18 protein-coding genes and 1 tRNA gene are annotated in these 19,609 nt (G+C 65.9%); 17 read left to right on the top strand and 2 right to left on the bottom strand.

The genetic code is table 11. The annotated features are described in order from the left end of the window. Positions 1–23: 23 nt before the first annotated feature. Positions 24–953 (bottom strand): LysR family transcriptional regulator, encoded by a 930-nt coding sequence (locus tag ACLIJ1_RS20185; protein WP_411367350.1) that lies wholly within the window; start codon positions 951–953, stop codon positions 24–26. Between the two features lie 230 nt (positions 954–1,183). Here ACLIJ1_RS20185 and ACLIJ1_RS20180 point away from each other — a divergent pair, with 230 nt between their 5' ends. From ACLIJ1_RS20180 to ACLIJ1_RS20160, 5 genes are read left to right on the top strand one after another with little or no spacing between them, the layout of a single operon-like run. Then, positions 1,184–2,335, top strand: coding sequence for an ABC transporter substrate-binding protein (locus ACLIJ1_RS20180; protein ID WP_411367349.1), 1,152 nt, complete (start codon positions 1,184–1,186; stop codon positions 2,333–2,335). 40 nt (positions 2,336–2,375) lie between these two features. Further along, on the top strand, positions 2,376–3,401 hold the full coding sequence (locus ACLIJ1_RS20175) for an ABC transporter ATP-binding protein (RefSeq protein ID WP_411367348.1): 1,026 nt from the start codon (positions 2,376–2,378) through the stop codon (positions 3,399–3,401). Between the two features lie 10 nt (positions 3,402–3,411). After that, positions 3,412–4,314 (top strand): ABC transporter permease, encoded by a 903-nt coding sequence (locus tag ACLIJ1_RS20170; protein WP_411367347.1) that lies wholly within the window; start codon positions 3,412–3,414, stop codon positions 4,312–4,314. Continuing rightward, positions 4,304–5,104: an ABC transporter permease gene (locus ACLIJ1_RS20165; RefSeq protein WP_411367346.1), complete on the top strand. Its 801-nt coding sequence runs from the start codon at positions 4,304–4,306 to the stop codon at positions 5,102–5,104. The genes ACLIJ1_RS20170 and ACLIJ1_RS20165 overlap by 11 nt, the downstream gene beginning before the upstream one ends. 46 nt (positions 5,105–5,150) lie before the next feature. Then, positions 5,151–6,590: a gamma-aminobutyraldehyde dehydrogenase gene (locus ACLIJ1_RS20160; protein WP_411367345.1), complete on the top strand. Its 1,440-nt coding sequence runs from the start codon at positions 5,151–5,153 to the stop codon at positions 6,588–6,590. A gap of 21 nt (positions 6,591–6,611) precedes the next feature. Here the strand turns inward: ACLIJ1_RS20160 and ACLIJ1_RS20155 are convergent, their stop codons facing one another. Next, complete coding sequence (locus ACLIJ1_RS20155) at positions 6,612–8,015, bottom strand: PLP-dependent aminotransferase family protein (RefSeq protein WP_411367344.1); 1,404 nt, start codon at positions 8,013–8,015, stop codon at positions 6,612–6,614. A 144-nt stretch (positions 8,016–8,159) separates the two neighbouring features. Here ACLIJ1_RS20155 and gabT point away from each other — a divergent pair, with 144 nt between their 5' ends. The 12 genes from gabT to ACLIJ1_RS20095 all read left to right on the top strand — a co-directional run bounded on the left by gabT (position 8,160) and on the right by ACLIJ1_RS20095 (position 19,545). Continuing rightward, entirely contained in the window at positions 8,160–9,455 is a 1,296-nt protein-coding gene (gene gabT / locus ACLIJ1_RS20150) for a 4-aminobutyrate--2-oxoglutarate transaminase (protein ID WP_411367343.1), read from the top strand. Continuing rightward, positions 9,452–10,612 (top strand): CaiB/BaiF CoA transferase family protein, encoded by a 1,161-nt coding sequence (locus ACLIJ1_RS20145; RefSeq protein ID WP_411367342.1) that lies wholly within the window; start codon positions 9,452–9,454, stop codon positions 10,610–10,612. Before gabT ends, ACLIJ1_RS20145 begins: the two co-directional genes overlap by 4 nt. A 40-nt stretch (positions 10,613–10,652) precedes the next feature. Beyond that, complete coding sequence (locus ACLIJ1_RS20140; RefSeq protein ID WP_411367341.1) at positions 10,653–11,735, top strand: ABC transporter ATP-binding protein; 1,083 nt, start codon at positions 10,653–10,655, stop codon at positions 11,733–11,735. 66 nt (positions 11,736–11,801) lie between these two features. After that, positions 11,802–12,827, top strand: coding sequence for an ABC transporter substrate-binding protein (locus ACLIJ1_RS20135; RefSeq protein ID WP_411367340.1), 1,026 nt, complete (start codon positions 11,802–11,804; stop codon positions 12,825–12,827). Continuing rightward, a complete protein-coding gene (locus tag ACLIJ1_RS20130; RefSeq protein ID WP_411367549.1) occupies positions 12,827–14,068 on the top strand; it encodes an ABC transporter permease in 1,242 nt (413 codons plus the stop codon). Before ACLIJ1_RS20135 ends, ACLIJ1_RS20130 begins: the two co-directional genes overlap by 1 nt. A gap of 13 nt (positions 14,069–14,081) precedes the next feature. Next, positions 14,082–14,900 (top strand): ABC transporter permease, encoded by an 819-nt coding sequence (locus ACLIJ1_RS20125; RefSeq protein WP_411367339.1) that lies wholly within the window; start codon positions 14,082–14,084, stop codon positions 14,898–14,900. A gap of 15 nt (positions 14,901–14,915) precedes the next feature. Beyond that, on the top strand, positions 14,916–15,521 hold the full coding sequence (locus tag ACLIJ1_RS20120; protein ID WP_411367338.1) for a GNAT family N-acetyltransferase: 606 nt from the start codon (positions 14,916–14,918) through the stop codon (positions 15,519–15,521). 4 nt (positions 15,522–15,525) lie between these two features. Beyond that, positions 15,526–16,485, top strand: a complete 960-nt coding sequence (speB, locus tag ACLIJ1_RS20115; RefSeq protein WP_411367337.1) for an agmatinase — start codon at positions 15,526–15,528, stop codon at positions 16,483–16,485. Positions 16,486–16,501: 16 nt separating this feature from the next. Then, a complete protein-coding gene (locus tag ACLIJ1_RS20110; protein WP_411367336.1) occupies positions 16,502–16,786 on the top strand; it encodes a cupin domain-containing protein in 285 nt (94 codons plus the stop codon). Between the two features lie 11 nt (positions 16,787–16,797). Further along, positions 16,798–17,874 carry an ABC transporter substrate-binding protein gene (locus tag ACLIJ1_RS20105; protein WP_411367335.1) on the top strand — a complete coding sequence of 359 codons (1,077 nt, stop codon included), beginning with the start codon at positions 16,798–16,800 and terminating at the stop codon, positions 17,872–17,874. A 105-nt stretch (positions 17,875–17,979) separates the two neighbouring features. Then, positions 17,980–19,458 (top strand): NAD-dependent succinate-semialdehyde dehydrogenase, encoded by a 1,479-nt coding sequence (locus ACLIJ1_RS20100; RefSeq protein ID WP_411367334.1) that lies wholly within the window; start codon positions 17,980–17,982, stop codon positions 19,456–19,458. 13 nt (positions 19,459–19,471) lie between these two features. After that, positions 19,472–19,545 (top strand) — tRNA-Gly (locus ACLIJ1_RS20095). Positions 19,546–19,609: the final 64 nt, after the last annotated feature.

The raw sequence follows: 19,609 nt of genomic DNA, 5'->3' as shown, positions 1-19,609 counted from the left end.
CGGCCGGTGCCGCTGGCCAGCCGCTAGCGGACCATGCCGACACCACCCGCGGCGTGCCCTTCGAGCGTCGGCCGCACCGCCGTCAGGAAATTGCTCAGCGATTCCGGCAGGGTGGCGCCGCGCCGCCAGGCGAGACCGACCTCCAGGTGCGGCAGCGGCCGGACCAGCGGACGGGCCTCGATGCGGTCGCCTTCCAGGGACCAGGGCCGGTACAGCATGTCCGGCAGCACCGAACATCCCGCGCCGGTCGCCACCAGGCTGCGCACCGCCTCTACCGACGACGTGCGGATCAGCACCGTGGGATCGACACCACCGGCGTTCCACAGCGCCGTGGTGGCGTCGCCCAGTTCGTCCACCTGCAGCAGGATCAGCGATTGCTGGGCCAGCTCGGTGGATTCGATCTTTTCTTCGCCCGCCAGCCGGTGGTTGACCGGGAACCAGGCGCGCCAGCCCGAACGCAGGATGGTTTCGGTCTCCAGCGCCTGCCGGTTCTGCAGCTGGGACACCACGATCAGGGCGACATCGAGTTCACCGCTGATCAGCAGGTGCTCCAGGTAGTCGCGCCGGTCCTCGGTGATCTGCACCTGGATGCGCGGGAACACGCGGCGAAAGCGGTCCAGCAGAAACGGCAGGTAGTAGCCCACCATGAGGCTGGTCACACCGATGTTGAGGCTGCCGGTGACGGTGTGCGGCCTGGAAGCCAGCGCGTCGCGGGCGTTGCGCATCGCGACCTCGATCTGGTGGGCATGCCGCAGGAACTGGTGACCGGCGTGGGTCAGCGACATGCCGCGGGCGCGGCGCTCGAACAGCAGGGTCCCCAGGTCGGCCTCGATCTGCGCGATGGCGGCAGACACCACCGACTGCGACACACCCAGCTCGTGGATGGCGGCGGAAATCGACCCGGCTTCGGCCACCGCGATGAAATACCGAATGCTCTTGAACGAGGTGCTCATCGCGTCATTTCGCTGTTTCAGGCACTCTTTTGGGCCAGATAAAGGGAAAACCCTGAAACGCACCGGTTTGTGGCACAGGGTAATCCACTAAAACAGTGCCGAACGGTCGGAGGTTTCTGTTTTTCCGATGGATTGTATTGTCTGACGGGGATGGTTCGGCAGAAGGCCTCTCCCTAAGATGCCTTTCAGGCTCGCACCGGCGCGCCCCAACCCCCTGTCAGGAGTTCCCCATGTCCCGAACCCGTGCACTTCTCATCGGCTTGCTGGCGACCGTCTCCGCCACCGCCAGCCTCGCAGCTCCGCCCAAGGCCGTCGGCAAGGGCGAAGGACAGCTCAACATCATTGCCTGGGCTGGCTACATCGAACGCGGCGAGACCGACAAGGCCTACGACTGGACCACCGGCTTCGAAAAAGCCACCGGCTGCAAGGTCAACGTCAAGACCGCCGCCACCTCCGACGAAATGGTGTCGCTGATGAAGGCGGGCGGGCACGACATCGTGACCGCGTCGGGTGACGCCAGTGGGCGCCTGATCGCCTCCAAGCTGGTGCAGGAAGTGGACGTAGGTCTGGTGCCCAGCTACAAGAACATCGACCCGCGCCTGCAGAACGCCGCCTGGCACACCGTGGACGGCAAGCACTACGGTGTGCCCTACCAGTCGGGCCCCAACGTGCTGATGTACAACACCGACGTCTTCAAGAAGGCGCCCGACTCGTGGTCGGTGGTGTTTGAAGAACAGAAGCTGCCCGACGGCAAGTCCAACAAGGGCCGCGTGCAGGCCTACGACGGCGCCATCTACATCGCCGATGCCGCGCTCTACCTGATGTCCAAGAAGCCCGAACTGGGCATCAAGGACCCGTATGAACTCAATGAAAAGCAGTACGCCGCCGTGCTGGAGCTGCTGCGCGCCCAGAAGAAGCTGACCCACCGCTACTGGCACGACGCCACGGTGCAGATGAACGACTTCAAGAGCGAAGGCGTGGTCGCCTCGGGCTCGTGGGGCTTCATGGTGAATTCGCTCAAGGGCGAGAAGAAGCCGATTGCCTCCGTGGTGCCCAAGGAAGGCGCCACCGGCTGGGCCGACACCACCATGCTGCACGTGAACGCCAAGAACGTGAACTGCGCCTACCAGTGGATGGAGCACCAGCTCAGCGACAAGCTGCAGGCCCCCCTGGCCGAATGGTTCGGCACCGTGCCGGTCACGCCGGCCGCCTGCAAGGCCAAGGCTCCTGGCGGCAGCGACTTCTGCAAGATCAACGGCTTCGACGACCTGGCCAAGATCAAGTTCTGGAAGACGCCGCAGGCCAAGTGCACCACCCAGGGCACCTGCGTGCCGTACGCCAAGTGGGCGATGGACTACATCGCGATCATGGGCGGTCGCTGAACAAGCGGCCCTGCGGCGACTTCACTTCAGAAAAGAAAACATGCCCGTTGCGATCGCGTTCAAGGACATCTCCAGGCACTACGGTGACGTGAAGGCGCTGGATGGCGTCAGCTTCACCGTGCAGGAAGGCGAGTTCTTTTCCATGCTGGGGCCTTCGGGCTCCGGCAAGACCACCTCCCTGCGGCTGATGGCCGGCTTTGAACAGCCGAGCAGCGGCAGCCTGACCCTGATGGGCCGCGAAGCCTCGGGCACACCGCCCTACGAACGCGACGTGAACACCGTGTTCCAGGACTACGCGCTGTTCCCGCACATGAACGTGCTGGACAACGTGGCGTACGGCCTGATGGTGCGCAAGGTCCCCCGGGCAGAGCGACATGCCCAGGCCCGCGAGGCCCTGGCCATGGTCGCCCTGCCCGACCACGCCGAACGCACGCCGGCCCAGCTCTCGGGCGGCCAGCGCCAGCGGGTGGCGCTGGCGCGGGCCCTCGTCAACCGGCCGCGCATCCTGCTGCTGGACGAGCCGCTGGGCGCGCTGGACATGAAGCTGCGCGAGCAGATGCAGGTCGAGCTCAAGGTGCTGCACCGCAAGCTGGGCATCACATTCGTGTACGTGACCCACGACCAGGGCGAAGCGCTCTCGATGTCGGACCGCGTGGCCGTGTTCAACCGCGGCAAGATCGAGCAGATTGCCAGCCCGCGCGATCTCTACCACCAGCCGCGCACCCGCTTTGTCGCCGACTTCGTCGGCAGCGCCAACGTGATCGACGGCGCACTGGCGCAGGCCATCACGGGCAAGCCCACACCGTTTGCCGTGCGCCAGGAAAACATCGCCATGCAGCCGGCGGGTTCGGCACCTGCCGAGGGCCGCATGCAGGTGGAGGGCGAGGTGCTGGCGATCCAGTTCCTGGGTGCCAGCCAGCGGCTGGAAGTCCAGGTGGGCGGACAGATCATCGCGGCCCTGCAGACGGACGGCGAAGCCGCATCGGCCCTGGCCGCACACACCCAGGCTGGCCAGCGCGTGGCGCTCAGCTGGGCGCCGCAGCACATGGTGATGCTGGACGCCTGAGGCTAATGCGATGCGCACCCTCTCCAACCTGTTCTACCGGCGGCGCACGCTCACGCTGCTGCTGATGCTCACGCCGCCGCTGCTGTGGTTCGGCGCGGTGTACCTGGGCTCGCTGCTGATGCTGCTGAGCCAGAGCGTGTTCGTGTTCGACGACATGAGCATGGCGGTGGTGCCCGAACTCACCGCGGCGAACTTCGCCAGCCTGCTGGACCCGGCCAACCTGGACATCGTTCTGCGCACGCTGGGCATGGCGATCGCCGTGACGCTGGCCACCGCGCTCATCGGCTTCCCGATGGCCTGGTACATGGCCCACCATGCCGGCCCCGCCGAAAAGGGCTTCTTCTATGTCGGCGTGATGCTGCCCATGTGGGCCAGCTACATCGTCAAGGCCTACGCCTGGACCGTGCTGCTGGCACAGGGCGGCGTGATCTACTGGGCCCTGAATGCCCTGGGCCTTCAGGGCGCACTGCACGCGGTGCTCGCCATCCCGGTGATCGGCGGCGACACGTTGGCCACCTCCAACCTCGGACGCTTCGTGGTGTTTACCTACATCTGGCTGCCCTTCATGGTGCTCCCGATCCAGGCCGCCATCGAACGCGTGCCGGCCAACCTGCTGCTGGCCTCGGGCGACCTCGGCGCCCGCCCGTTCCAGACCTTTCGCACCGTGCTGTGGCCGCTCGCCTTCCCGGGCGTGGTCGCGGGCTCGATTTTCACTTTCTCGCTCACGCTGGGCGACTACATCATTCCCCAGCTGGTTGGCCCCTCGGGTCTGTACATCGGCAACATGGTCTACACCATGCAGGGGACCATCGGCAACATTCCCATGGCCGCGGCCTTCACCTGCCTGCCGATCGCACTGATCACGCTGTACCTCGCCATGGCGCGCCGACTGGGGGCTTTCAATGCGCTCTAAGTTTTCACCGCTGCGCCTCGTCGCCTATGCGGGCCTGGCCTTCCTGCACCTGCCTTTGCTGTTCATCGCGCTTTACGCCTTCAACAGCGCCGACAGCAACTACAGCTTCCCGATGGAAGGCCTGACATTGCGCTGGTTCGCCCGCGCGCTGGAGCGCACCGACATTCATGAGGCGATCTACCTCTCGCTGGCGGTCGCAGCGATGGCCACCCTGATCGCGATGGTGCTGGGCACGCTCACCGCTGCCGCGCTGAACCGCGACCGCTTCTTTGGCAAGGACGCGTTCACCACCATGCTGATCCTGCCGATCGCGCTGCCGGGCATCGTGACCGGCCTGGCCCTGCTCACGGCCTTCAAGCTCATGGAGGTCAACCCGGGCTTCTGGACCATCGTGGTCGGTCACGCCACCTTCTGCGTGGTCATCGTGCACAACAACGTGGTGGCCCGCCTGCGGCGCCTGCCCGGCCGCCTGTGGGAAGCTTCGATGGACCTGGGCGCCGACACCCTGACCACGCTGCGCCACATCATCCTGCCGCAGCTGGGCACCGCCCTGCTGGCCGGCGGCATCCTGGCCTTTGCGCTGTCGGTGGACGAACTGATCGTGACCACCTTCACCGCCGGCACCGACAAGACCCTGCCGATCTGGCTCATGGGCCAGCTCGGGCGGCCCCGCGAGGCAGCCATCACCAACGTGGTGGCGCTGGCCATCATGGTGATCACCATGCCACTGATCCTGCTGGCCTGGCGCCTCACCCGCGACGGCGACGCCAGCCCTGGCGGCGCGCGCTGAAAGCTTTCGTCCTTCTGCTCCTTTCCACCCACCTCTGGATCTCCACATGGCTGCCACCCGCTTCACCACCCAGCTCCTGATCAATGGCCAAAGCGTAGCCGGCGAAGGGCGCGCCGAGTCCATCCTCAACCCCTGCACCGGCGAACCGCTGTGCGAGGTGCGCGAGGCCAGCGCCGACCAGCTGCGCCTGGCGGTGGACGCGGCCAGCGCCGCCTTCCCCGCCTGGGCCGCGCTCACGCCACGCGACCGCAGCGCCTTCCTGTTCAAGATCGCCGACGCCATCGAAGCCCATGGCGATGAACTCGCCATGCTGGAATCGCTGAACTGCGGCAAGCCGCTGGCCGCCGCGCGCAACGACGAAATCCCCGCCATCGCCGACGTCTACCGCTTCTTCGGCGGCGCCATCCGCAACCTGTCGGGGCCGCTGGCGGGCGAATACCTGGCGGGCCACACCAGCATGATCCGGCGCGACCCGCTGGGCGTCGTGGCCTCGATCGCGCCGTGGAACTACCCGCTCATGATGGCGGCCTGGAAGCTCGGCCCGGCCATCGCCATGGGCAACACCGTGGTGCTCAAGCCTTCGGAAAACACACCGCTGACCACGCTGCGCTTCGGCGAACTGCTGGCCGGCATCCTGCCGCCGGGCGTGGTCAACATCGTCTGCGGCCGCGGTGACTCGGTGGGCGCACCCCTGATCCGCGACCCGCGCATCCGCGTGGCCTCGCTGACCGGCGACGTCTCGACCGGCAGCAAGATCATGGAAGCCGCCGCGCGCGGCATCAAGCGCACCCACCTCGAACTCGGCGGCAAGGCGCCGGTGATCGTGCTGGACGACGCCGACCTCGGCAGCGTGGTGGAAGGCCTGCGCACCTTCGGCTACTACAACGCGGGCCAGGACTGCACCGCCGCCTGCCGCGTCTACGCCACGGAAGGCATCTACGAAAAACTGGTGGCCGACCTGAGCAGCGCCGTCTCCTCGATCAAGGTGGGCAGCCAGCAGGAACCCGGCGTCGAGATGGGCCCGCTGATCTCGGCCCGCCAGCGCGACCGCGTCGCCAGCTTCGTCGACCGCGCGGCCCAGCTGGCCCATACCGAGGTCACGGCCGGTGGCGCTACCGCCGGCAACAAGGGTTTCTTCTACAAACCCACGGTCATCGCTGGTGCCCTGCAGGAAGACGAAATCGTGCGCAGCGAAGTGTTCGGTCCGGTGGTGTCGATCACCCGCGTGAAAGACGCGGAACAGGCCGTGGCCTGGGCCAACGATTCGGAATACGGGCTCTCCAGCTCGGTCTGGTCCAGCAATCTGGGCACAGCGATGAACATCGCCTCACGCCTGCAGTACGGCTGCACCTGGGTCAACACCCACTTCATGCTGGTGTCCGAAATGCCGCACGGCGGCATGAAGCACTCGGGCTATGGGAAGGACATGTCGGTCTACGCGCTGGAAGACTACAGCTGCGCCCGACACATCATGGTCAAGCACTGAGAAGCACCCCTGGAGGCCTTCTCAGCCCTTGCTCTGCCCCTTCAGGAAGGCCAGCACCTGCGGCTCTTCGGTGAAGGCCACGTTGAAGCGGAACCAGGGGCTGGGCTGCAGCTCGGGGTCGAAGAGATGGCCGGGGCCGAGCAGGATGTCTTGCTCTGCCGCCTGGTAGGCCAGTTCGGTGGCGTTGGGGATCTCGGGGTGGCGCGCCCAGAGGAACATGCCGGCCTTCGGTTCGCAGAACAGCTCGAAGCCAAGGTTCTCCAGCTGCTGGGCCACACGCTGGTGCGCCTGCGCCAGCCGCTCACGCAGGCCGCGCAGGTGCTTGCGCCAGCGCCCGTCGACCAGCGCGCCGTAGGCCAGCCGTTCGCTGAACTCCGATGAGGTGAGGCCCGAGATCATCTTGAGCTGGGCAAAGTCCTCCAGCAGGTCGGGCGGCGCCGCCATGAAGCCGACGCGGATGTTGGGTGAAATGGTCTTGGAAAAACTGCTGATGTAGACGACCCGCTGCAGCTGGTCCAGGCTGGCCAGCGAGGGGCGCGGCTCGGGGTCCAGATCGGCGTAGATGTCGTTTTCGACCACGGTGAACTGGTGCTGCTCGGCCAGCAGCACGACCCGGTGCAGATGCGCCAGGTTGGCGACCGAGCCGGTCGGGCTCTGCAGCCGCGGCTGGGTGAAGAACACCTTGGGCTTGTGCTGCTGCACCAGGGCTTCGAGCGCCTGCAGGTCGTAGCCGTCGGGCGTGCGCGGCACGCCGATCAGCTTCGCGCCCAGGAAGCGCAGCGAGAACAGCATGTTCGGATAGCCCGGGTCGTCGACCAGCACCGCATCGCCCGGCCGCACCAGGCGACGCGCCACCAGGTCCATGGCCTGGCTCGACCCCTGGGTCAGCAACACCTGGTCGGCGCTGACCGCGATCTCCTGCTCCGCCAGAAGGTCGCGCACCAGCTGGCGCAGCGGCGCAAAGCCCTTGGGCTCGCCGTAGCCACCCAGATCGACGTTTTCACCCGCCAGCGTGCGCAGGCTGCGCCGCAGCCCTTCCTCGAACAGCCAGTCGCCCGGCAGCCAGCCACAACCCGGCTTCATGCGCAGTGCCCGCGCCTCGAACACCCGGCGCAGGTACCACATGGAATCGAAGTTGTAGTTCGCCGTCTCCGACGCGGCCGCCCCGGGCGCCTGGGCCGTGGTGCCTTCGCGCTTGCGCACGAAGAAGCCCGAATGCGGGCGAGAGACGAAATAGCCCAGCGCGACCAGGCGGTCGTAGGCGTCGACGACGGTATAGACGCTCACGCCGTGGGCATGGGCGAACTGGCGGATTGACGGCGCCTTGGACCCGGGACGCAGGTTGCCGCTCTGGATCAGCTCGCGAAAGCCCTCGACGATCTGCACCACCAGCGCGGTCGTGCTCTTGGGGTTGAGGGTGAACATCGGCAGGGATTAGGGTAAATGTGTACTGGTCCGGCTGGCTGCACAGTGCTTCGCTGTATGGCCGGTGTCTGTATATGTTAGCCCCCGCCCCCACGCCCTACAGTCCGCCCCAGTCTGAAACTTCTTCCTGATCGGAGCCAGTGCATGCAACGCGAACCTCATTTCACCAACGCCGCCCTGATGGCCCGTCGCCGTGCCGCCCTGCCCAACGGGCTGGGCCAGGGCTTCGAGATCTTTGCCGACCGCGCCGAAGGCGCCGAAGTCTGGGACGTGGAAGGCCGTCGCTACATCGACTTCGCTGGCGGCATCGCGGTGCTCAACACCGGTCACCGCCACCCGGCACTGGTCAAGGCCGTGGCCGACCAGCTCGAGCGCTTCACCCACACCTGCTTCCAGGTGCTGGCCTATGAGTCCTACGTGGAACTGGCCGAAAAGCTCAACGCCATGGCGCCAGGCAACTTCGCCAAAAAGAGCTTCTTCCTGACCACCGGCGCCGAAGCGGTGGAAAACGCGGTCAAGGTGGCCCGCGCCTACACCAAGCGCTCGGCCGTCATCGCCTTTGGTGGCGGCTTCCACGGCCGCACCATGATGGGCATGGCACTGACCGGCAAGGTCGCCCCCTACAAAGCCGGCTTCGGTCCCTTCCCGGCCGAGGTGTTCCACGCCAAGTTCCCGAACCCGCTGCACGGCGTGAGCGAAGACGACGCCATCGCATCGGTGGAAGCCCTGTTCAAGTACGACGTGGAAGCCGCACGCGTGGCCGCCATCATCCTGGAGCCGGTGCAAGGTGAAGGCGGCTTCTACGCCGCGTCGCCCGCTTTCGCCCAACGTCTGCGCGCCCTGTGCGACCAGCACGGCATCCTGCTGATCGCCGACGAAGTGCAGACCGGCGCCGGCCGCACCGGCACCTGGCTGGCCTGCGAGCAGTGGGGCGTGGCACCCGACGTCATCACCATGGCCAAGTCGCTGGCCGGCGGCATGCCGCTGTCGGCGGTGATCGGCAAGGCCGAAATCATGGACGCTGCGGCTGTGGGCGGCCTGGGCGGCACCTACGCCGGCAACCCGCTGGCCTGCGCGTCGGCGCTGGCAGTGATCGACACCTTCGAAAAGGAAAACCTGCTGGCGCGCAGCCGTGCCGTCGGTGAGCGTCTGACCACCCGCCTCAAGGCGCTGCAGGCACAGACAAACTGCATCGCCGAAGTGCGCGGCCTGGGCGCCATGGTGGCGATCGAGCTGTGCAAGAACGGCGACCCGCACCAGCCCGACGCCGACCTGACCAAGCGCATGGTGGCCGAGGCGCAGAAGCGTGGCCTGATCCTGCTGAGCTGCGGTGTGTACGCCAACGTGATTCGTGTGCTGGTGCCGCTGGTGGCCAGCGACGCCCTGCTCGACGAAGGCCTGGACATCATGGCCGCGTCCCTGGCCGCTGCGGCCCAATGAACCCCCAGCCTCCCCGCCCGCTCGCGGGCGTGCGCGTGCTCGATCTTTCGCGCGTGCTGGCCGGCCCCTGGGCCGGTCAGCTGCTGGCCGACTACGGCGCTGAAGTGCTCAAGGTCGAGCGCCCGGGCGCCGGTGACGACACCCGCGCTTGGGGTCCGCCGTGGTGGGGCGAAGGCGATCAGAAGGTCGCTGCGTATTTCGTCTGCGCCAACCGCGGCAAGCGCTCGGTCGCGATCGACATCGCCACCGCCGAGGGCATCCAGACCGTGCGCGAACTGGCGCGCGAAGCCGACATCCTGATCGAGAACTACAAGGTCGGGCAACTGGCCAAGTACGGCCTCGACGCCGCCAGCCTGCAAGCCATCAACCCGCGCCTGATCTACTGCTCGATCACCGGCTACGGGCAGAACGGTCCACTGGCCCACAAGGCCGGTTACGACTTCGCGATCCAGGCCGAAGGCGGCCTGATGAGCATCACCGGCAACAAGGGTGAAGAACCACAGAAAGTCGGCGTCGCCGTGACCGACCTGATGACCGGTGTCTACGCGACCACGGCCATCCTCGCCGCACTGCATGAGCGCGCGCGCACCGGCAAGGGGCGCGTGATCGATGCGGCGCTGTTCGACGTGCAGGTCGCGATGCTCGCCAACCAGGCCAGCAACCAGCTGATCGGCAACAAGACCCCGACCCGCATGGGCAATGCGCACCCGAACATCGTGCCCTACCAGGTGTTCCCCACGCGCGATGGCCACATGGTGCTAGCGGTGGGCAACGACGGACAGTTCGCGAAGTTCTGCGACGCCGCCGGATATCCTGCGGTCTCGCGCGACGCGCGCTTCTCGACCAACCCTTCGCGGGTCGAACACCGTGCCACGCTGGTGCCGCTGATCACAGGCTGGACGATGCAGAAGGACACCGCCGAATGGGTGCAGCAGCTCGACCAGGCGGGCGTACCCTGCGCGCCGATCCTTGACATTGCTCAAGTCATGGATCATCCGCATGTCGCCGCGCGTGGTTTGACGCTACAACCGCAGGACGCGCAAACGCCGCCCATGGTCGCCAACCCCATGCTGTTCGACGGTCAGCGCCCGGTGGCCGATCTGCCGCCACCGGTGTTGAACGCACACCAGGCACGGTGGTTGCATACCTCCACATGATTCGCCCCACAACGACAACTCTTCAGACAGACAAGCGTTCATGACCTCCCCTTCCGCACTTGTCACCTTCACCGGTGTGCAGAAAACCTACGACGGGCACACCCTGGTGGTGCGCGACCTCAACCTCGAGATCCAGAAGGGGGAATTTCTCTCGCTGCTGGGCCCCTCGGGCTCGGGCAAGACCACCACGCTGATGATGCTCGCAGGCTTCGAATCACCGACCTCGGGCGAGATCGCGCTCAATGGTGTGCCGATCACGCGCACACCGCCGCACAAGCGCAATTTCGGCATGGTGTTTCAGAACTACGCGCTGTTCCCGCACATGACGGTGGCCGACAACATCGCCTACCCGCTGACGGTGCGCAAGCTCGACAAGAACGACATCGACACCAAGGTCAAGCGCGCGCTCGACATGGTGCAGATGGGGCACATGGGACAACGTTATCCCTCGCAGATGTCGGGTGGCCAGCAGCAGCGCGTGGCCCTGGCCCGTGCGCTGGTGTTCGATCCGCAGCTGGTGCTGATGGACGAGCCGCTGGGCGCGCTGGACAAACAGCTGCGCGAGCACATGCAGATTGAGCTCAAGGCCCTGCACCGCAGCCTGGGCGTGACCTTCGTCTACGTGACGCACGACCAGTCGGAAGCGCTGACCATGTCCGACCGCGTGGCGGTGTTCAACGAAGGCGTGATCCAGCAGATCGACCAGGTCGATCGCCTCTACGAAACCCCGGCCAACCGTTTTGTCGCCGGCTTCGTGGGCGACAACTCGGTGCTCGATGCGCGCGTGATCCACAACGATGGCGAGACCTGCGAAGTGCAACTGGCCGACGGCACGCACCTCAAAGGTGTCAACGTCAACCACGCTCAGGTCGGTGACGCCGTGCAGTGCAGCGTGCGGCCCGAGCGCATCGCCGTGGTCGACGAGAACCACAGCGGTGGCAACCGCGTGGCTGCGACCATCACCGACGTGATCTATTTCGGCGACCATCTGCGCCTGCGCTGCCTGGTGCCGGAGCAGCCCGAGATGAGCGTCAAGGTGCCGCTGCAGCACCTGGGCCACATGCAGGCTGGCCAGACGGTGCACCTGCACCTGCCGGCTTTGCATCTGCGCGTGTACAAGTGACGCTGCGCGCATCCACACCACATTGATTCCCGTTCCCCTGTTCCTCAACCCATGGAGACCCTCCAGATGAAACTGAAACCCGTGCTGATTGCCGTGGCTGCCCTCGTGGCCCTGCCCGCCATGGCCCAGAACCTGACCGTGGTCAACTTCGGTGGTGCCAACGGCGCCGCGCAGAAGAAGTCTTACTTCGAGCCCTTCGAAAAGGCCGGCGGCAAGATCACCGCCGTCGAATACAACGGCGAACAGGCCAAGATCAAGGCCATGGTCGAGACCAAGAAGGTCACCTGGGACGTGGTCGAAGTGGAAAGCCCTGACGTGGCCCGCGGCTGCGACGAAGGCCTGTTCGAGAAGATCGACTGGGCCAAGGTCGGCAACAAGGCCGACTTCCAGAAAGCTGCCGTGCACGAGTGCGGCGTGGGCACCTTCGTGTGGTCCACCGTGATGGCCTACAACGGCGACAAGCTCAAGGACGCTCCGGTGACCTGGGCCGATTTCTGGGACACCAAGAAATTCCCGGGCAAGCGCGGCATGCGCAAGGGCGCCCGCTACAACCTCGAATTCGCCCTGATGGCCGACGGCGTCAAGCCCGCCGACGTCTACAAGGTGCTGGCCACCAAGGAAGGTGCCGAGCGCGCGTTCAAGAAAATGACCGAACTCAAGCCGAACATCCAGTGGTGGGAAGCCGGCGCGCAGCCGCCCCAGTTCCTGGTCGCCGGTGACGTGACCATGACCACGGCCTACAACGGCCGCATCGACGCCGCCCAGCGCGAAGGCAAGAACCTGAAGATCACCTGGACCGGTGGCATCTATGACCTGGACTACTGGGTGATCCCGAAGGGCACGCCCAACAAGGACGCTGCCGTGAAGTTCATCGCTGCCGCCAGCTCGCCAGAGGCGCAGGCCGAATACGCCAAGAACATCAGCTACGGCCCGACCAACAACAAGGCGCTGGCCAAGCTGGACGCCAAGGTGCTGGGTCTGCTGCCGACGTCTGCTGCCAACAGCAAGGACGCACTGCAGTTCGGCATCGCCTTCTGGGCTGACCAGGGTGAAGCCCTGGAGAAGCGCTTCTCGGCCTGGGCAGCGCAATGATGATGGCCGGCGGAACCCTGGACCTGGCCACGCAGCTGCGTCGTGCCGAACGTCGGCGCAAACAGCGCGCGGTGGCGCTCACGCTGCCGTTGCTGGCCTTCCTGGTCGTGTTTTTCCTGGTTCCGCTGGCGTCATTGCTGGTGCGGGCGGTTGAGAATCCCGAAGTCGCCGACGTCCTGCCCCAGACGGGACAGGCGCTTGCCGGCTGGGACCGCAACAGCCCGCCCCCCACCGCCGCCTATGCGGCGGTGATGTCCGACCTTTCGGGCATCAAGGAGACCGCGCAAGCCGGCGTGCTGGCGCGGCGCCTCAACAGCGAAGTGCCCGGCGGGCGCTCGCTGATCATGGGCACCTACCGTGCCCTTCAGTCGGAAGAGATCTCCAAGGACCTGACGTCGGAGCAGGCCCGGACCAAGCTCCTCGAAACCGATGCGCGCTGGGAAGAACTGCCCTACTGGCAGGCGATCGCCAAGAACAGCTCGCGCTGGACCCCCGACTACCTGCTGGCCGCGGTTGACCTCAAGCGCACGCCACAGGGCGAGATCATCAAGGTCCCCGCCGACGAAGCCGCCTTCAGCGACATCCTGGGCCGCACCTTCCAGATGAGCGCGGTGGTCACCTTCTTCTGCCTGCTGCTGGCCTATCCGCTGGCCTACTGGCTCTCGACGCTTTCGGAGCGCAAGGCCAACATGTTGCTGATCCTCGTGCTGCTGCCGTTCTGGACCTCGGTGCTGGTGCGCATCGCCGCCTGGATCGTGCTGCTGCAGAACAACGGCCTGATCAACCGCTTCTTCATCTGGCTGGGCATCACCGACACGCCGATTCCGCTGCTGTTCAACCGCGTGGGCGTGATCATCGCGATGGTGCACATCCTGCTGCCATTCGCCATCCTGCCGCTGTACAGCGTCATGAAGTCGGTGCCGCCGAACTACCTGCGTGCCGCGATCTCGCTGGGCAGCGCACCGTTTGCCGCCTTCGTGCGCGTCTACCTGCCGCAGACCTACCCGGGCGTCGCCGCTGGCGGCCTGCTGGTCTTCATCACCAGCATCGGCTACTACGTGACGCCTGCGCTGCTGGGTGGCGCGGGCGACCAGATGTTGAGCTACTACGTGGCGCAATACACCAACGTGGAAGTGAACTGGGGCATGGCCTGTGCGCTGGGTGGCGTGCTGCTGACCGCAACCCTCGTTCTCTACGCCATCTACCGCAAGGTCTCGAAAGCCGAGCTGAGCCTGGGCTGATCAGGAAACCACGATGTTCAAGCTCCCCGACTTTCCTGCCTACTACACCCTGCTCGACAAACTGGGCTGGTTCGCCCTGCGCGGCGGCGGCATCGCCGTGCTGGTCTTCCTGCTGCTGCCGGTGGTGGTCATCATCCCGCTGTCATTCAGCGACAGTTCGTTCCTGGCCTACCCCATCGAAGGCTGGTCGCTGAAGTGGTACCGCGAGATGTTCGCGTCCGACGACTGGTCGCGCGCCACCCGCAACAGCTTCATCGTTGCGCCGCTGGCCACGCTGCTGGCCACCACGCTGGGCACACTGGCCGCCATGGGCCTGGCCCACACCAAGTTCTTCGGCAAGAGCTTCATCACGGGTCTGCTGATCGCGCCCATGGTCGTGCCCATCGTCGTGGTCGGTGTCTCGACCTACCTGTACTTTGCGCGCTGGGGACTGAACGACTCCTACCTGGGCCTGATTCTGGTGCACGCAGCCCTGGGCGCGCCGTTTGTTGTGACCACCGTGCTGGCCACGCTGCAGAGCTTCAATCAGAACCTGGTCAAGGCCAGCCTGAGCCTGGGCGCGAGCCCGCTGGAGACGTTCTTCCGCGTCACGCTCCCGGTGATCGCACCGGGCGTGATCTCCGGCGCCCTGTTCGCTTTCGCGACCTCGTTCGACGAAGTGGTCGTGACGCTGTTCCTCGCAGGCCCCGAGCAAGTCACCCTGCCGCGCCAGATGTTCACTGGCATCCGCGAAAACATCTCGCCAACCATCGCTGCCGTCGCCACGCTGCTGATCCTGTTCACCACCGCCCTGATGCTGACGCTGGAATGGCTGCGCGGTCGCAGGAAGTGAGCCAGAGTGGCTTCCATGCACTTCACACAAGACACAACGTTGCGCGGCCAGCACGCCAGCCTCGTTCCCCTAGCCGCTGCCCACCACGACGACCTGGTCGAGGCGGTGCGCGACGGTGAACTCTGGAAGCTCTGGTACACCGCCATCCCGACGCCCGAAGGCATGGCGGCCGAGATCCAGCGCCGCCTGGGCCTGCAGCAGGCCGGCAGCATGTTGCCTTTCGCCGTGCTCGACACCAGCGGCCAAGCCGTGGGCATGACGACCTACATGAACATCGACGCAGCCAACCGACGCGTCGAGATCGGCTCCACCTGGTACCGCCACGCGGTGCAGCGCACGCCGCTCAACACCGAGTGCAAACGCCTGCTGCTGGGCCACGCCTTCGAGACGCTGGACTGCATCGCGGTCGAGTTCCGCACCCACTGGTTCAACCACCAGAGTCGCAAGGGGATCGAACGCCTGGGCGCCAAACTCGACGGCGTGCTGCGCTCGCACCAGATCAACCGGCACCCCGATGCGCCCGGCGCGCTGCGCGACACCTGTGTGTACAGCATCGTGGCCAGCGAATGGCCCTCAGTCAAAGCGCATCTGGACTTCCAGTTGAGCAAGCCACGCACCTGAAGTCATGAGCGAACCCTCCGTGTTCAACCAGCCGCTGGGCGGCAACGAGATGCCGCGCTTCGGCGGCATCGCGAGCATGATGCGGCTGCCCGTGGCGACCTCGGCCGCCGGCCTGAACGCCGGCTTCATCGGCATCCCGCTGGACATCGGCACCAGCCACCGCCCCGGCGCCCGCTTCGGCCCGCGCCAGATCCGCGCGGAGTCGTGCCTGATCCGCCCCTACAACATGGCGACCGGTGCCGCGCCGTTCGACGCATTGCAGGTGGCCGACCTGGGCGACGTGCCGATCAACACCTACAACCTGCTCAAGTCGGTCGACATCATCGAGCAGCACTACCGCCCCATCCTCGACGCCGGCTGCATCCCGCTCACGCTGGGCGGCGACCACACTGTTGCCCTGCCTATCCTGCGCGCGATGAAGGCCAAACACGGCCCGGTGGCGCTGATCCATGTGGACGCGCACGCCGACGTGAACCCCGACATGTTCGGTGAACGCATCGCGCACGGCACGCCCTTCCGCCGCGCCGTCGAAGAAGGCCTGCTGATCGGCGACAAGGTCTGGCAGATCGGCCTGCGCGGCAGCGGCTATTCGGCCGAAGACTTCGACTGGCCACGTCAGCAAGGCTTCACCATCGTGCCGGCGCACGAGGTCTGGTGGCAATCCCTGGCGCCACTGATGGCCGACATCCGCAACAAGATTGGCCCCGACACGCCCACGTATCTCAGCTTCGACATCGACGGCATCGATCCGGCCTACGCCGGCGGCACCGGCACGCCCGAGATCGGCGGCCTGAACGTGCCGCAGGCGCTGGAAATCGTGCGTGGCTGCCGCGGCCTGAACCTGGTCGGCTGCGACCTGGTCGAAGTCTCGCCCGCCTACGACACGAGCGGCAACACCGCGCTGCTGGGCGCCAATCTGCTGTTTGAAATGTTGTGCGTGTTGCCCGGCGTGGCCTACCGCTGATCCCGAGACTTTCCCCATGAACCGACCCCAAGCCGTCCCCACCGTGCAGATCGACAACGAGCGCGTGATCGTCACCGAATGGCGTTTCGCACCGGGCGCCGAAACCGGCTGGCACCGCCATGCGCACGACTACGTGGTCGTGCCCATGACCGGTGGCGAATTGCTGCTGGAGACGCCCGAGGGCAACCGCACGTCGCCGCTGACCCCGGGCCAGTCCTACACCCGCCATGTGGGCGTGGAACACAACGTGATCAACCCCACGGAACACGAAGTCGTGTTCGTGGAAATCGAAATGCGCTGAGCCCCCAACCCATGCCATCACAACGTCTTTTCCTGCTGGCTCTCGCTCTCCCCGTCCTGGCCTCTGCCCAGACAGCGCCGCTGGTGGTCGCCAATTTCGGTGGTGCCAACGGCAAGGCCCAGGAGGTCGCATTCCTCAAGCCTTTCGCGCGTGAGACGAACGCGGCGGCCCAGGGGGTGGAGTACGACGGTGACCTCGGCGCGGTGCGCAAGATGGTGCAGGCGAAGAAGCCCACCTGGGACGTGGTCGAGGTGGAGTCGTCGGAGCTGACCACCGGCTGCAAGGAAGGCCTGTTCGAGCCCTTCGACAAAGCCCAGCTCAAGAACGCGTCGATGCTCATGCCCGGCAGCGTGCAGGCCTGCGGCGTCGGCGCCTTCGTCTGGTCGACCGTGATGGCCTACAACAGCGAGAAGCTCAAGACGGCGCCAGGCAGCTGGGCCGATTTCTGGGACGTCAAGAAGTTTCCCGGCAAGCGCGGCATGCGCAAGGGCGCCCGCTACAACCTCGAATTCGCACTGATGGCCGACGGCGTGCACCGCCGCGACGTCTACGCCCTGTTGGGCACCGAGGCCGGTGTGCAGCGCGCGCTCAACAAGCTGCAGCAGCTCAAACCGCACATCGTCTGGTGGGAGTCCGGCTCGCAGCCGCCCAAGGCCCTGGCCAACGGAGAGTGGGTCATGAGCACGGCCTACAACGGCCGCATCTCTGCCGCCGTGGCCGATGGCGCCAGCGGTTTGACCATCGCATGGAACGATGCCATCTACGACCTGGACTACTGGGCCATCGTCAAAGGTTCGCCGCGCGCCGATCAGGCCCGCGCCTTCGTGAACTTCGCGACCTCCGACCCGGCACAGCTGGCCTTCTCGCGCGAGATCACCTACGGACCGACCAACTACAACGCGATCCTGGCCTATGACACCGGCCGCAAGCGCGCGCCCGACGACAAGCACCTGATCGATCTGTCGATGGCGCCCAGCGACCTGCCCTCGGCACCCGGCAATCTGCGGCGCTCGCTGGCCTTCAGCCCCTCGTTCTGGGTGGCCAACGGAGCAGCGATCGAGAAGAAGCTGGCCGACCTGCTGAAGTGAATCCCGATCCAGTTCCCGGCCGGCCGGGGGTGCCACATCACCCTCTGGCTGCAATTGTTTAATAAGTTAAATAAAATCTCTTCCATCGCTTTCAAGGAGACGAACATGGACATGAAGACTTCCCCCCTGGCCCTGCTCAAGGACCCCACCCTGCTCAAGACCGACGGCCTGATCAACGGCGAATGGGTCCAGGGCGCCAGCCGCTTTGACGTGCTCGACCCGGCCACGGGCCTCAAGCTCGCCGACGTGGCCAACCTTGGCCCGGCCGATGCCGAGAAAGCCATTGCTGCCGCGAACGCCGCCTGGGCCGGCTGGAAGAACAAGACCGCCAAAGAGCGCAGCATCATCCTGCGCAAGTGGTTCGACCTGCTGATGGCGAATCAGGACGACCTGGGCCGCCTGATGACGGCCGAACAGGGCAAGCCGCTGGCCGAGGCCAAAGGTGAAGTGGCCTATGGCGCCAGCTTCGTCGAGTGGTTTGCCGAAGAAGCCAAGCGCGTCAACGGCGAGACCCTGCCCCAGTTCGACAACAACCGCCGCCTGATGATCCTCAAGCAGCCCATCGGTGTCTGCGCGGCCATCACGCCGTGGAACTTCCCGCTGGCCATGATCACGCGCAAGGTCGCGCCCGCGCTGGCCGCCGGTTGCCCGGTCGTCATCAAGCCGGCCGAACTCACGCCACTGACCGCTTTGGCCGCCGCCGAACTGGCGATCCGCGCCGGCATCCCGGCCGGCGTGCTCAACATCCTCACCGCCGACGACCAAAACTCCATCGCCGTGGGCAAGGTGCTGTGCGCCTCCGACGTGGTGCGCCACATCAGCTTCACCGGCTCCACCGAAGTCGGCCGCATCCTGATGGCGCAGAGCGCGCCGACGGTCAAGAAGATGTCGCTGGAACTGGGCGGCAACGCGCCCTTTATCGTGTTCGACGACGCCGACATCGACTCTGCGGTTGAAGGTGCCTTCGCCAGCAAGTACCGCAACGCCGGCCAGACCTGTGTCTGCTCCAACCGTCTGTATGTGCAGGAAGGCGTGTACGACGCCTTCGTCGAGAAGTTCGCCGCCAAGGTCAAGACCGCCAAGGTCGGCAACGGCTTCGAGGACGGCGTGAACCAGGGGCCGCTGATCGAGGAAGCGGCGCTGCAGAAGGTCGAACGCCACGTCGCCGACGCACAGGCCAAGGGTGGCCGAGTGCTGGTGGGCGGCAAGCGCCTGGACGGACAGTTTTTCGAACCCACCGTGGTGGCGGATGCGACCGCCGACATGCTGTGTGCCAAGGAAGAAACCTTCGGCCCATTCGCGCCGGTGTTCAAATTCAAGACCGAACAGGAAGCCATCGACGCGGCGAACAACACCGAGTTCGGCCTGGCCAGCTACTTCTACAGCCGCGACATCGGCCGCATCACCCGCGTGAGCGAAGCGCTGGAGTACGGCATGGTCGGCGTGAACGTCGGCATCCTGGCGACCGAGCACGTGCCCTTTGGCGGCGTGAAGCAGTCGGGCCTGGGCCGCGAAGGCTCGCACTACGGCATGGACGACTACGTCGAGGTCAAGTACATCTGCGTGGGCGACGTGCTCAAGTAAACTACGGCGCTCTGCGGGTGTAGTTCAATGGCAGAACGGCAGCTTCCCAAGCTTCATACGAGGGTTCGATTCCCTTCACCCGCTCCAGTTTGCCAAGGGCCCTTCGGGGCCCTTTTGTTTTGCAGGACGGCCGGGGAATGCCGATACACTG

Origin of the sequence: Hydrogenophaga sp. RWCD_12 (assembly GCF_046604225.1) — a bacterium.
In the GTDB taxonomy this organism is placed as follows: domain Bacteria; phylum Pseudomonadota; class Gammaproteobacteria; order Burkholderiales; family Burkholderiaceae_C; genus Hydrogenophaga.
Note: the sequence above shows the minus strand (reverse complement) of the source record. Positions and strands in the feature narration are given on the sequence as shown.